This window comes from Bombella sp. ESL0385 (assembly GCF_009725755.1).
GTDB classification, from domain to species: domain Bacteria; phylum Pseudomonadota; class Alphaproteobacteria; order Acetobacterales; family Acetobacteraceae; genus Bombella; species Bombella pollinis.
In genome coordinates, this window is record NZ_WNIJ01000002.1 from 136,931 (window position 1) to 150,060 (window position 13,130).

The window sequence follows — 13,130 nt, forward strand, 5'->3', positions numbered from 1 at the left end:
GACTTGAACGGCTGGCTTACCCCTACTCTATGACGCGTGACGGAGTGCCTACTATAAGCAAACTTCCTGTCAACGGCAAATGGGGCGGGCACAACAAAGCACCCGCCCACGCGCTCCAACGACCCCCTGAGAGGGGGCCGCCAGGATTAAACTCTTACTTGATCTCGACAGATGCGCCGTTCTCTTCAAGAGCCTTCTTGATCTTCTCAGCTTCTTCCTTGGTTGCGCCTTCCTTAATGGTCTTCGGCGCGCCTTCAACCAGCTCCTTAGCTTCCTTCAGGCCCAGACCTGTGATGCCGCGGATCTCCTTAATGACGTTGATCTTCTTGTCACCAGCCTTAGCCAGCACAACATCAAACTCGGTCTTGTCAGCAGCAGCCTCGCCACCAGCAGCACCCGGAGCAGCTGCAGCAACAGCAACCGGAGCAGCAGCGGAAACGCCCCATTTCTCTTCCAGAAGTTTGGAAAGCTCAGCAGCCTCCAGAACGGAGAGAGCGGAGAGTTCGTCAACCAGTTTTGCCAAATCGGCCATGATAATATCCTCTAAGATATGTAAGTTAGGCAGCCACACACATGCGAGCCACCTTGTTCATTAAGCGGCTTCTGTGTCGCCTGTTCTGGCATAGGCACCAAGAACGCGAGCAAGCTGCCCAGCCGGAGCTTGGGTGACGCCTGCAATGCGCGTTGCTGGGGTACTGATCATACCCACCAGCTGTGCACGCAGCTCGTCCAAAGATGGAAGCTCAGCCAGAGCCTTGACACCATTGACGTCCAGCGTCTGGTTACCAAGGGCACCACCAAGCACCACCAGCTTGTCATTCTTCTTGGCGAACTCGACAAGTACCTTCGCCACGCCAACCGGCTCATCCGACCAAGAAATGGCCGTCGGGCCTTTAAATAGCGGCGCAATACCGTCGAACTGGGTCCCATCCAGAGCCCGGCTGACCAGCCGGTTCTTCGCAACCTTATATGTCGCACCCACAGCACGAATGCTCCGGCGCAGCTCTGTCGCATCAGCCACCGTCAGACCCAGATTCTGGGTGACGACAACCATGGAGGTGCTGCCGAACACTTTACTGAGGGACTCGACAAAGGCCCGTTTTTCCGTACGGTCCAAAACCTGTCTCCTCGTTAGTCCGATTATCTCGAACCAGGTTACCCATAGGCCCTGCCCCACGCAATGGCAGAACAAAGCCCGCTCGCCTGTCCATGATGAGAAGACCGCACCATACCCAGAGGTAAAATACGTTCTACCCGTCTCACGCCTGCGCTACTTTAGCTTCAAGGGGATACCCCACATGCGCTCTTGGACAGGAAAAGAGCGGCTCATCACCGCTCAGCACCATCCCGAAGGATGGCGATTCCTTACAACCTCATTCAGCCTTCAAAGCTGGAAAGGTCAACGCGTACCCCTACCCCCATTGTGGAAGAAAGGGAAGCTTTTTTCAGGTAAGTCCCTTTTGCACCAGTAGGACGAGCCTTCTGGAGTGCATCAACAAGGGCCTTCACGTTCTCGGCCAACTGAGACTCGGAGAAGGAAGCCTTACCAACACCAGCATGCACGATACCAGCACGCTCAGCGCGATATTCCACCTGACCGGACTTAGCGGCTTCAATCGCGCCCTTTACATCCATTGTCACGGTGCCTAGGCGCGGGTTCGGCATCAAACCACGCGGACCAAGAATCTTACCTAAACGCCCGACCAGAGCCATCATATCCGGTGTTGCGATGCAGCGATCGAACTCAATCTCACCAGCCTGAATCTTCTCGGCCAAATCCTCAGCACCGACAACCTCAGCCCCAGCAGCCTGCGCCTCTTCCGCTTTCGGCCCACGGGCAAACACACCAACGCGCAATGTTTTACCTGTGCCATGCGGTAGGGAGATCAAACCGCGGACCATCTGGTCAGCATGACGAGGGTCAACGCCCAGCCCGATCGCGAACTCGACCGTCTCATCAAACTTTGCGGTTGCATTGCCCTTTACCAGAGCTACAGCCTCATTCAGGGAATAGAGCTTCTCGCTATCAACCTTAGCGCGCAGAGCAGCAATACGTTTGTTTTTAGCCATTTCTTAGCCCTCCACCACATCAAGACCGATGGAACGAGCAGACCCAGCCAGCATACGCACGGCACCATCAATGTCGTTTGCGTTCATGTCTTGGAATTTCTTCTCAGCAATCTCACGCAGCTGAGCTGTCGTCACAGAGCCAACAGATGCCGCACGACCAACTGTCTGAGCACCCTTGGTGATCTTGGCGGCCTTGAGCAAGAAGTAAGTGTTCGGCGGGGTTTTGGTAATGAACGTAAAGGTACGGTCCGCATAAGCCGTAATGACGACCGGGATCGGCATACCGGGCTCAAGACCCTGCGTCTTTGCATTGAACTCTTTACAGAATTGCATGATGTTCAACCCGCGCTGACCGAGCGCAGGACCAACTGGGGGAGACGGATTCGCCTTACCAGCGGGAATCTGTAATTTGATGTAGCCAACAACTTTTTTGGCCATATCCGGGACTCCTTATCTTTAGTACCCGAACCGCGGTTAAGACGGCAGGGAGCATCCCTACCTCCCGCGTTCGACTAGGGGCGTTCCCTAGACTATTATCCCCTGCTTCGTCAAGGTGGAATCAAGGATGTGTTGTCTCATGCGGCGCACCTGTAAAGTCACGCTCTGCAAGAGGTGGCTCAATCTCCGAGCCATGCTGCGCCACCCCCACGGGCACCTCCCCCGCAGGGCGAGCATGATGCAGGCCCTTATATTGCAGCGGGCCAATCGGGTCGATACTCTTAATATCGGGTAATAATTTATCCGACCAGCCACCCCCTAGAGCGCGAATAAGCCGCACTGTCGCTTGCACCTGCTTCATCTGCGCTTGGACCTCTAATAAACGTGCCTTCAGCGCATCTTGCTGTGCCACCAGCGCGTCCAGATAATTGCTCAACCCGCCAGTATAAAGGGCCATGGTCATGGCTTGGGTCCGTAAAGCCGCTTCGACAGCTTGATGCTGCTGGAGCTGCTCTTGGTGGTATAACCCGGTCTCACTAAGACCATCTTCTACATCCTGAAAGGCACCTAATACAGTCGCGCGATACGCATCTACCCGCTCCCGATATTGCGACCATGCCCGTTGTAAAGCCGCACGGCGCATACCGCCTGTAAAAAGAGGCTCCACCGCTTGCACCGCAATTTGCCAAAACGCACGTGAAATGCTGGCAAGGTCAAACCCTGAATCTTCAAACCCACCAGTCGCGCTAATGACGATATGCGGATAAAAGGCCGCACGCGAGACGCCAATCGCCCGTGCTGCGGCTGCCATTTGCCGTTCGCTCACCGCGACATCAGGCCGCCGCTCCAACAGCGTAGAGGGTAAACCGCTCTGCACACGGATTGTCCCGAAATGCATGCGGATGTCTTTAATCGGCTCGATATGGAAACTTGCCGGCACCATATTAACCATGACAGCAATTGCATGTTCCTCTATCTGGCGTGCCGCCATGAGGTCACTCTTAGCGGCCTCTGCATCATAAAGTTGGTTCTCAGCACGCGAGACATCCAGCCCCGCCCCAATAGCCCCGCCCTGCCGTAAGCGCGTAATCTCCACCGCTGTGCGGAAATAACGAATGGAATCATCATACACGGCAAGCTGTGCATCAATCCCGCGCAACGTAACGTAATTGGACGCTAACTCCGCTTGAAGCGACAAACGCGTCAACGCATATTGTGCCGCCCCAGCTTGTGCCAAGTTCTTTTGCATATGGCTTTGGTTGCGGATGGCATCCCAAAAATCCGGCTCCCATGTTGCCGCACCGCTATAGGCTACGTTCGACTCATAAATAGGCGTATTGTTGCTACGCCGTAAAAAGAGCCGCCCTTCCGACTGCTTATTACGGCTCATCTGTGCGCCACCGGCTAATTGCGGATACAGGCGGCTCTCAGTCTCCCGTGCGATATCGCGCTCTTGTGTAAAAACCTCAGCCGCGGCTTGAAGGTCTGGGTTATAGGCCTCCAAACGTTTTTCTAGATCATCTAATTGCGGATCATGAAAGAGCGTCCACCATTGCCCACGCTCAATAGCATCAGCGGGCTGAGCATCCCCCATAATGCCCTTGCCAGCCCACCCATCAGGATAAATAAAATGCGGCGTATGATAATGAGGGGCAAGGTCACACGAAGTCAGACATAACGAAAGCCCGCCTATCACTAACGACACCCGCCCCCATAAACGCCCCGCCATTAATGCTGCTCCTGCTGTGAGGGCACAGCCGGTTTGTCATGCACCGCTCCCCCCGTTTTATCAGCATCATCCGTGTTATTCTCATCAGGCGGCGGCATAGCCCCCACGCGGCGTAAATCATTCGATGTGACATTTTTAACCGCTGGGGCTTCTTTAGGTTTATGATCATTATAACCCCGTGTTGGTGTCACGACCTTTACCTCATCGCCATCCAACATATCCGCAGTAGGGTTAGCCACAATCTCATCTTCTGCTGATAAGCCTGAAAGGATTTGCGTGGTCATCCCATAATTCGTCCCCGCTTGCACATTCAGCAAAGTAATGTGGTTATGAACAACCTTAGCCACCTGCATCCCTTGTGCACGGAAAATAAGCGCATTGGTCGGGACGATGAGAATATTCGTATCCCCCGGGGCATGAATATGCGCAGTCGCATAGGAGTTGGGCCAGAGCAACCCATCGGGATTATCCAACACAAGCTCCGTCGTCACCGTGCGTGTGGCGGCATTAAACGCATTCGCCGTGGCTAAAAAGCGCGCCTTGAAGGAACGCCCCGGATATTGTGGCACGCTTAAATCCGCACTGATTTTAGGGGAAATGACACTCGCAAAATCCTGCGGGACAGAGACAAAAACACGGATTTTATGCACATCCGCAACGGAGAATAACTCCGCCATAGCCCCGCGCGCGCTCATATTGCCGCCTGTGGCGTTAACATAATCCCCAACATTGACTAAACGCGAAGTCACAATGCCATCAAAAGGGGCAACAATCCGCTTAAAGTTCTCCAACGCTTCGACACGCTCTACCTCATGAGCCGCCGCATCCAACTCGGCCCGTTGGGCCGCTGCATTAGCAGCTTGCACATCTACCTCTTGGCGCGAGACCGCCTGCGTGCTGCGTAAAGCCGTCCAACGTTGGGTGGTAATCAACGCCAATTTATACCGGGCATTAATCACCTCATAATGTGCCTTAGCCGCTGCATATTGGGCATCAATACTCGGTGTGCTGACCTCTGCGAGCAAATCCCCCCGTTTTACATGCGCACCGTAATCTTTGTACCACATCTTCACATAGCCGGAGACCTGCGCATAGATGGGGGCCTCGTACCATGCGGCTAAGTTGGCTGGTAAATCGACCTCACGCGTGGCAGGGCCGGGCTGTGGCTTAATTAACACCACGCGGGTAATGGCCTCATCAGCCGCCTCCCGCTCTAAGGCTGCATGATGCCATGCCCGTTGCAGCAAGCCGATAACCACCAGCCCCACCAACACAGCCAGCAAGCCATAAAGCCACACACGCCCCTTACCACGCATAGGAGATGATGGCTGTTGTGAGGTCGATGTCATACCGTTTCTCCTTGCGTAGCAGCCCGTTTCCCCTTCGGGGCACCACCATGAATCATAGCAAACACACAGGGAACAAACAGTAATGTTGCCACAGTAGCCATCAGCAACCCGCCTATCACCGCCTTCCCTAAAGCTGCATTGGAGGAATTACTGACGGACATAGGAATCATACCAATCATCATGGCAAGAGCCGTCATTAACACGGGGCGAATACGCTCAAACCCCGCCTCGGAGGCCGCTAAAATGGCATCGCCATGGTCCTCCAACCGCTCCCGTGCGAAGGCTACCACCAGCACTGCATTAGCTGTTGCGGTACCCATACACATAATCGCCCCCGTTAAGGCTGGGACGGAGAGGGTCGTATGTGTAAGGAACAAGCTCCACGCAATGCCTCCCAAAGCAGCTGGTAAGGCCATAATAATCACAAACGGGTCCAACCATGATTGGAAATTAACAACAATAATCAAATAAACCAGCACGATAGAGAGCAACAACCCACCAATGAGCTGAATATAAGCGTTGTTCATCGTCACAGCTTGCCCACGCACTACCATGCTAGAGCCACGGGGCAAATCTGCCCGCACAGCCTCTACCTCCCGCTTTACAGCCCGCGATAGACTGCCAAGGTCTATCCCCTCTGGCGCGACATAAATATCAAAAACCGGCATGATATTATAATGTGAGACCTCAGCGGGCGTGCCTGTCTGCACAATCTGGCTCAAGCCCCCCATAATCTGCATGGTCCGGTTTTGCGGGTTGCCATCGCCTTTATCAATCGGCACCTTTTGGAGATCATTAAGCGTCTGCAAATAATTCGCTGGGGCTTGCACATCAATCAGCTGCGATGTCCCTTGGGCATTGAGGTAATAAGTCTGCCCCACCTGAGAACTACCCGAGAGGGTCGTCAGCACGTTATAGGCAATATCTTTTTCGGAAACGCCCGTCCCCAGCGCAAAGCTCCGCCGTGCATTGATGAGCATGGTTGGTTGGGTCATCGGCTGTTGAATACTTACATCCACCGCCCCCGGAATCTTCCGCAGCCGCTGGGCTAAACGGACTGCAAAGGCGTAATTATCCTGCAAATTACGCCCGACAATTTGTACATCAATCGGTGATGGCAGCCCAAAATTGAGGATTTTTGCCGTCAAGTCCCCCGGCTGGAAGGTAAAGACCATACCGGGGAAGGCCGTACTCAACGCCTTACGTAACTGTTTGCGGTATGTTGCAACGGGGCTTTCGGATTCCGCTAATTGGATGGTCACGTCACAATCTTGCGCGCCTGTTGTCGGTGAAGGGACCATAGCCTGATTCATCTGGCTCATCGGCAAACCACAATTATTGACAATCAACTTAACTTGGCCGGGCAATGTCTCACGGATTTTCTTCTCTACAAGGCCGCTAAGCTTGGCACTTTCCTCAATGCGTGTGCCAATCGGAGCGCGAAAATGCATCTGCATCGTGCCGGACTTAATCTCCGAGAAGAAATCCTGCCCGACAAATAACAATAATAATAAGGACGATAACGCCCCAGAGAGGAAAATAATGATAAACCGCTTCCGGTTCGCTAAAGCGCGTAACAGAACCTCATGATAGAGATGGCGGAATCGTTCAAACCGTGCCTCAAAAGCGTCTTGAAACCTCCCCAAAATACCGCGCTGCTTCGTTTTATGCTCGGCACTACGTTGCTGCTGTACTTGTGCAGCAAGCAGCCAATTTGCCATGGTTGGAACAAGAGTTCGTGAGAAAATAAAAGACGCGATCATCGCAAAGATAATCGCCTCTGCCATAGGCATAAAGAGCCAGCCGGACACACCCGTCAGACCAAAAAGAGGGAACCAAACAATACAAATACACGTTGTAGAGACAAAAGTCGGAATAACAATTTGGTTCGCAGCATCAATAATAGCCTGCTCTAGCTCTTTACCCATATGCAAATGAGCATCGATATTCTCAATCATCACCGTGGCATCATCCACGAGAATACCCACAGCCAACGCCAGACCGCCTAAGGTCATGACATTGATGGACTGCCCAGCGAGGCTTAGGCAAATCAGTGCCGCTAACATCGCTAAGGGAATAGACACCGCCACGATAACGGTCGATCGCCATGAACCAAGAAAGAGCAGTACGGTAAGGCTTGTTAGGATAGCCGCCGTGACCATCTCCCGCACCACATCCACCACAGATTCCTTTACGAAGCTAGAAGCATCCGTCAGGATGTTCATGCTCGTCCCCTCTGGCAGGGTTTTTTGAATATCTGGGAGGAGCTTCTTCACGCCATTAACGACCTCTAAGGTCGAGGCATTTCCGCTTTTAAGGATGACGATCATCACCGCCTGCTTACCCCGGACAAGCACGGCATTTGTCTGCGGAGGGCCACCTTTATGCACCCAAGCGACATCACGCATATAGATGACCGAGTTGCCCACCTGCTTAATCGGCATCTTATTAAAGGCTTCAATATCCATGGGGGCAGAATTAGTCCGCACCATGAAATCCATCGGCCCAATCTTCTGGTCCCCAGCCGGGAGAACAATATTCTGGCGATTCAACGCGCTGGCGACATCTACCGGGGAGAGCCGATGAGCCAGCAATTTCCCGGGGTCGATATCCACCATGATATCCGCTGCCACACCGCCATAAGGGTTAGGGATGGCCGTCCCAGCGACTGAGACAAGCTCCGGCCTGATGAGGTTGGAGGCCATATTATAGACCTCCGAAGCCGACATATTCGGGTTATTCACCTGCAAGGTCAGCACAGGGACAGAAGACGCATCTAATGCCAAAACCAAAGGCGGCGTTGCCCCGGTGGGGAGCTGCTTAATCACAGTCTGCGATACAGAGGTAATCTGCGTCTGCGCAACAGCAGCATCCGTCCCAGGTTGGAAGAATATCTTTACAATACCGCGCCCGTAATAAGAGTTACTCTCTATATGCTCAATGTTATTCACGGTTGCCGTCAAAGCGCGCTCGTAATAATAAACGATACGGCCCGAGACTTCCTCCGGCATTAAGCCAGTATAAGACCAAACAACGGCAACAGTAGGTATCTTAATATTTGGGAATACATCAGTCGGTGTTCCCAAAATCGCTTTTACACCAAAAATGACGATGATGATGGACATCACCACAAAAGTGTAAGGCCGCCGTAACGCTGTTAGAACAATCGCATTCATACAGCTAACGCACCTACCTTACATGCGCGCCCCCCTTGCATCACGCGCTGCACTCCGCCCCATAATATTGTAAAAAAAGCATATGTCTCTTTTTTCATCACACGGGGCACTATATCTCTCCACTGCGCGCAACTAGGCCGCTTTTATCTCATGGGCGGAGATTATAACAGGAGGAATGAAAGAGGAAATCCTTTTCATCTGAAAAGATTTTTAAATAACACAATTCCGTTACAATTTATTTTCCTTCCCCCCTCATACCCTCCTCTCCATTAAGCAGCTTTATCCTCTGCCGTAATGGCAGGGAAGATGAGGCGGAAGACAGTGCCACTCATCACGCCCACCTCATTATTTTCTTCAATCACAAGGCGGGCTTCATGCAGACGAACAATCGCTGCTACTAAGCTAAGACCAAGGCCACTCCCAGGGATATGACGGCTTTTATCTGCACGGTAAAAACGGCCCATCACCGCATTGCGCTCCTCTATAGCAATACCGACACCTGTATCGCGTACTTCAAACCACGCTTCTGCAAGTTCATTACAGCCCGCCCGTAAGGTGACGCTGCCTCCCGCGGCTGTAAACTTTAGTGCATTATCCAGTAAGTTTGCTAAGACTTCATTCAATAAATCCGCATCCCCCCAAAGAGGGACCGGCCCTTCATGCGGGACCACGGAGAGGGATAAACCCTGCATCTCCGCTATAGGCTCATATAAATCGGCCATATCCATCATCAAGGGCATAATATCCATCTGCTGAAAACCCACCCGCCGCTGGCCTGTCTCAATCTCACCAATACGCAATAACGCCGTAATGATGGAGAAACATTGCTCCAAATCGCGCTGGCATAACCCCATCGCACGCTCAAAACGCTCTTTATCCTCTATGGAAGGGCCCAAACTCTGCGCCACAGCATTAACGCGATCTAAGCGCGCTTGCACGCGTGCTAGAGGGGTGCGGAGGTCATGAGCGATATCATTACCCACATCGCGCATCTCCCCCATAAGCTGCTCTAGCCTATCCAACATACGGTTTACCGAGCCTGCAAGGCGGTCTAGCTCGTCATGCCCGCGCCCAACAGGTAAACGCTCACGCATTTGGCCTTTCATAATTTGCTCAATAGAGGAGTGCATTTTGGTAATGCGTCCCAAGGCCCTGCGACTAAGGACCATCCCCGCTAACAACGCGAACAGCACCACCGGCACCATCGCAAATAATGCTGAACGCTGCGCAACCTGCCATAGCTCGTTAATCATATGACGGGAGCGACCTAGCACTAAAAGCCGCGTCCGCCCCGGCTGCATCCCCGGAACTTCCACCACCAAAAAACGCATGACTGTAACGCTATGGTCTGGCAGCACAAAGGAGAGCTTCTGCATGGTCGGGCCAAACTTAAGCCCAGCAGGCCATGCCTTCATATCTCCTACGATGGGATGACGATTTTTATCAAACAACGCTGCGGCATTAAGAAAAACGCGTAGCTCGCTTGTGCTGCGCTCCTTTAGACGGATTTCCAAATCACCCGGAGCTTCCTGCATCAAAACAGAGGCGGAGCGGCGGAGCAAATCATCGGTGCGGAGCTTCTCATAAGTGCTAATCTGCCCATAAAGAAGGCCTAGCTCCAACAACATGCCCAGCACGATGATGCCAACAAGCCCTAAGGTCAGCCGGAACGCTGCGGTGCGGAAAAGGTCACTCCGGAACACGCAAACAGAACCCCGCCCCACGGATGCTATGAATTAACGCTTCCTCACCCTCCTTATCCACCTTGCGGCGTAATTTACCGATATGCACATCCACAAGATTCGTCCGCGGGACGAAGCGGTAATTCCATACATCCTCAAGCAGCATTGTCCGGGTAAGGACAGTATTAGGCCGACGCATCATATATTCCAGCAAACGGAACTCGCGCGGCAATAGCTCAATCTCCCGCCCCTCGCGCCGAACGCGCCGCTCTAGCAGGTCCATCTCCAACGGCCCTAACTTCAGCATAGAGGCTCGCCCATAAATAGGCCGCCTCAATAAAGCCTCTAGCCGTGCGGCTAATTCCTCCATCACAAAAGGCTTCGTCAAATAATCATCACCGCCCGCTTTAAGCCCGCTAATACGATCATCTACCGCCGATAATGCCGAGAGGACTAAGACGGGCATTGTCATCCCCTGCTCACGCAGTGTCTCTAAGATGCTCAGCCCATCAAGCCCCGGTAACATACGGTCCATCACCAAAAGGTCATGCTCACCTGTTCGGGCCATCTCCAGCCCTTCTGGCCCCGTGGCAGCACGGCTCACATCATAACCACGCCCGCGTAAGTCCTCCACTATCTCCTCAGCGAGGCTATCGTCATCCTCTATTAAAAGAAGCTTCGCTGGGGCATGGCCTTTCCCCTCCTCATGAGGATCGCTAGGCCAAGGCTGCCGCTCATTCTTTTTCAAAGATATATCTACCATCAGCTATATGCTCCCACGCGGGACTGTCCCCTCAGTCTTACCCTATACGTTAGCCCGTTCTGCCGCAGCCTGTCCTGCTGCCACACCACTCGCCCATGCCCATTGGAAGTTATAGCCCCCCAACCAGCCCGTCACATCCACCGCTTCCCCCACAATATAAAGCCCCGGCACAGAGCGTGCCTCCACCGTTTGGGAGGACAAGTCCCGCGTATCCACTCCTCCCCGCATGACCTCCGCCTTAGCATACCCTTCCGTGCTGCTCGGCCTTATCGTCCAATCTGCCACATAGTTTGCTAAAACACGCACAGATTTTGCGGGCTGTTCTGCCAAAGGACGTCCATCCATCCGTCCATGAACAAGATATCGTGCTAGACGCGCAGGCAGGGCCTCCACCAAAGCCGCAGCATGGGCCTTGGGCCGTTTTTGGCTGATAGTCCGCATCATCTCATACACATCTCGGCCGGGGAGAAGATTAAGACGCACAGCCTCGCCCCTCTCCCACCATGAAGAAATCTGTAAAATCGCAGGGCCAGACACACCCCGATGTGTAAAGACCATCCCCCCCGTAAAGCAGGGTTTTTTCCGCCCCATAAGAGACGCCGTAACAGGCAAAGACACACCGGCAAGCTCCGGCTGGGCCTCAGTCAAACAAAAGGGCACTAAGGCCGGAGCCGGTGCAACCACACGCAGCCCAAAACGCTGCGCGATGCGTAAAGAGAAGTCCGTTGCCCCTAATTTTGGCAAAGCCAACCCACCGGTTGCCAAAATCACCGCCCGCGTCTGAAGCACACCCTGCGCGGTCTCCACCGCAAAAACATGGCCATCATGCGCGACATCCCGTACCACACAACCAAGCTGAAAGCGCACATGCGCGGCACGACATTCAGTCTCCAACATTGTGACAATCTGCCGGGCAGATTCATCACAAAAAAGCTGACCATCTTCCTTCTCATGCCAGCTTATCTTGTGGGCTTCTACCAAAGCCAAAAAATCTTGAGGGCGATAACGCGCTAGGGCTGAACGGCAAAAATGCGGATTTTCGGAGCGATAATACCTCCAATCCGCCTTAATGTTCGTAAAATTACATCGCCCCCCGCCAGAAATCAGAATCTTCCGCCCCGGCTGCTCTGCATGGTCCAGCACAAGGACGCACGCACCCTTCTGCCCAGCTTTAGCAGCGGCCATCATCCCCGCTGCACCAGCCCCTATGACGATAACATCCCACATTCAAAAATCGAGATCCGCATAATGTGCAGGTGGGGTAACGCCACTCACTCGATCGCTTAATAAGGCCCGAAAGCAAGGGCGCGACTTAATGCGGGCGTACCAATCGCGCACACAAGGGGCTGCACGCCAGTCAATATCACCCAGAAAATCCAGCGCAGAGAAATGTGCCGCAGCGATAAAATCCGCCGCAGAAAGGGCCGTACCACCAAGCCATGTACGCGTCTCTGCCAAATAGCCAATATAATCTAAATGGAAGCGCAGATTCTTATAGCCCGCTTGCAGAATATTCCCATCTGGAGCCCCCTGCCCAAAAAGACGCTTCTCTACCTTCTCCCCTAGCAAATTTACTGTCACTTCCTGCTGAAAAAGGCGATCAAACCAATCAATCAAACGGCGGATTTCAATACGCTCTGCCATGGTGCGGCCTAATAGAAATGTCTCTGGATACGCTTCCTCCAGATATTCAGCAATAACCCGCGCTCCGGGCACAACCATGCCGTTATCTTCTACCAAAACGGGCACTTCCCCCGCCGGATTTAACTTATGGAACGCGTCATTTTGTTCCCATGTCTTCTCTATAACAAGCTCAAAAGGCAAGCCTTTTTCAGCAAGCATAAGACGCACAAAACGCGATTGCGGAGAGAGGGGTAAGTGATGCAGTATACGCATATGTCCTTCCTAACGCATTTTTATGCT

At 53.2% G+C, this 13,130-nt stretch carries 11 protein-coding genes; all 11 read right to left on the bottom strand.

Annotated features, from left to right (window positions below; all coding sequences use genetic code 11):
* Positions 1-154 precede the first annotated feature (154 nt).
* The 11 genes from rplL to GM557_RS06980 all read right to left on the bottom strand — a co-directional run bounded on the left by rplL (position 155) and on the right by GM557_RS06980 (position 13,103).
* Complete coding sequence (gene rplL, locus GM557_RS06930) at positions 155-532, bottom strand: 50S ribosomal protein L7/L12 (RefSeq protein ID WP_155573638.1); 378 nt, start codon at positions 530-532, stop codon at positions 155-157.
* A 60-nt stretch (positions 533-592) separates the two neighbouring features.
* On the bottom strand, positions 593-1,117 hold the full coding sequence (gene rplJ / locus GM557_RS06935) for a 50S ribosomal protein L10 (RefSeq protein WP_099026839.1): 525 nt from the start codon (positions 1,115-1,117) through the stop codon (positions 593-595).
* Between the two features lie 260 nt (positions 1,118-1,377).
* On the bottom strand, positions 1,378-2,070 hold the full coding sequence (gene rplA / locus GM557_RS06940) for a 50S ribosomal protein L1 (protein ID WP_155573639.1): 693 nt from the start codon (positions 2,068-2,070) through the stop codon (positions 1,378-1,380).
* A 3-nt stretch (positions 2,071-2,073) separates the two neighbouring features.
* Complete coding sequence (gene rplK / locus GM557_RS06945) at positions 2,074-2,508, bottom strand: 50S ribosomal protein L11 (protein ID WP_099026841.1); 435 nt, start codon at positions 2,506-2,508, stop codon at positions 2,074-2,076.
* Positions 2,509-2,629: 121 nt separating this feature from the next.
* Positions 2,630-4,237, bottom strand: a complete 1,608-nt coding sequence (locus GM557_RS06950; protein WP_155573640.1) for an efflux transporter outer membrane subunit — start codon at positions 4,235-4,237, stop codon at positions 2,630-2,632.
* Entirely contained in the window at positions 4,237-5,586 is a 1,350-nt protein-coding gene (locus GM557_RS06955) for an efflux RND transporter periplasmic adaptor subunit (RefSeq protein WP_155573641.1), read from the bottom strand. Before GM557_RS06955 ends, GM557_RS06950 begins: the two co-directional genes overlap by 1 nt.
* Positions 5,583-8,762 carry an efflux RND transporter permease subunit gene (locus GM557_RS06960; RefSeq protein ID WP_155573642.1) on the bottom strand — a complete coding sequence of 1,060 codons (3,180 nt, stop codon included), beginning with the start codon at positions 8,760-8,762 and terminating at the stop codon, positions 5,583-5,585. Before GM557_RS06960 ends, GM557_RS06955 begins: the two co-directional genes overlap by 4 nt.
* A gap of 269 nt (positions 8,763-9,031) precedes the next feature.
* Complete coding sequence (locus GM557_RS06965; RefSeq protein WP_370513450.1) at positions 9,032-10,465, bottom strand: sensor histidine kinase; 1,434 nt, start codon at positions 10,463-10,465, stop codon at positions 9,032-9,034.
* A complete protein-coding gene (locus tag GM557_RS06970; protein ID WP_155573643.1) occupies positions 10,452-11,207 on the bottom strand; it encodes a response regulator transcription factor in 756 nt (251 codons plus the stop codon). Before GM557_RS06970 ends, GM557_RS06965 begins: the two co-directional genes overlap by 14 nt.
* Positions 11,208-11,249: 42 nt before the next feature.
* Positions 11,250-12,434, bottom strand: a complete 1,185-nt coding sequence (locus GM557_RS06975; protein WP_155573644.1) for an aminoacetone oxidase family FAD-binding enzyme — start codon at positions 12,432-12,434, stop codon at positions 11,250-11,252.
* Positions 12,435-13,103: a glutathione S-transferase family protein gene (locus tag GM557_RS06980; protein WP_155573645.1), complete on the bottom strand. Its 669-nt coding sequence runs from the start codon at positions 13,101-13,103 to the stop codon at positions 12,435-12,437.
* Positions 13,104-13,130: the final 27 nt, after the last annotated feature.

What these genes read in the sequence shown, in the direction of transcription:
- rplL (WP_155573638.1), bottom strand. Translation starts at nt 532, where the DNA reads ATGGCCGATTTGGCAAAACTGGTTGACGAACTCTCCGCTCTCTCCGTT.
- rplA (WP_155573639.1), bottom strand. Translation starts at nt 2,070, where the DNA reads ATGGCTAAAAACAAACGTATTGCTGCTCTGCGCGCTAAGGTTGATAGC.
- rplK (WP_099026841.1), bottom strand. Translation starts at nt 2,508, where the DNA reads ATGGCCAAAAAAGTTGTTGGCTACATCAAATTACAGATTCCCGCTGGT.
- GM557_RS06950 (WP_155573640.1), bottom strand. Translation starts at nt 4,237, where the DNA reads ATGGCGGGGCGTTTATGGGGGCGGGTGTCGTTAGTGATAGGCGGGCTT.
- GM557_RS06955 (WP_155573641.1), bottom strand. Translation starts at nt 5,586, where the DNA reads ATGACATCGACCTCACAACAGCCATCATCTCCTATGCGTGGTAAGGGG.
- GM557_RS06960 (WP_155573642.1), bottom strand. Translation starts at nt 8,762, where the DNA reads ATGAATGCGATTGTTCTAACAGCGTTACGGCGGCCTTACACTTTTGTG.
- GM557_RS06970 (WP_155573643.1), bottom strand. Translation starts at nt 11,207, where the DNA reads ATGGTAGATATATCTTTGAAAAAGAATGAGCGGCAGCCTTGGCCTAGC.
- GM557_RS06975 (WP_155573644.1), bottom strand. Translation starts at nt 12,434, where the DNA reads ATGTGGGATGTTATCGTCATAGGGGCTGGTGCAGCGGGGATGATGGCC.
- GM557_RS06980 (WP_155573645.1), bottom strand. Translation starts at nt 13,103, where the DNA reads ATGCGTATACTGCATCACTTACCCCTCTCTCCGCAATCGCGTTTTGTG.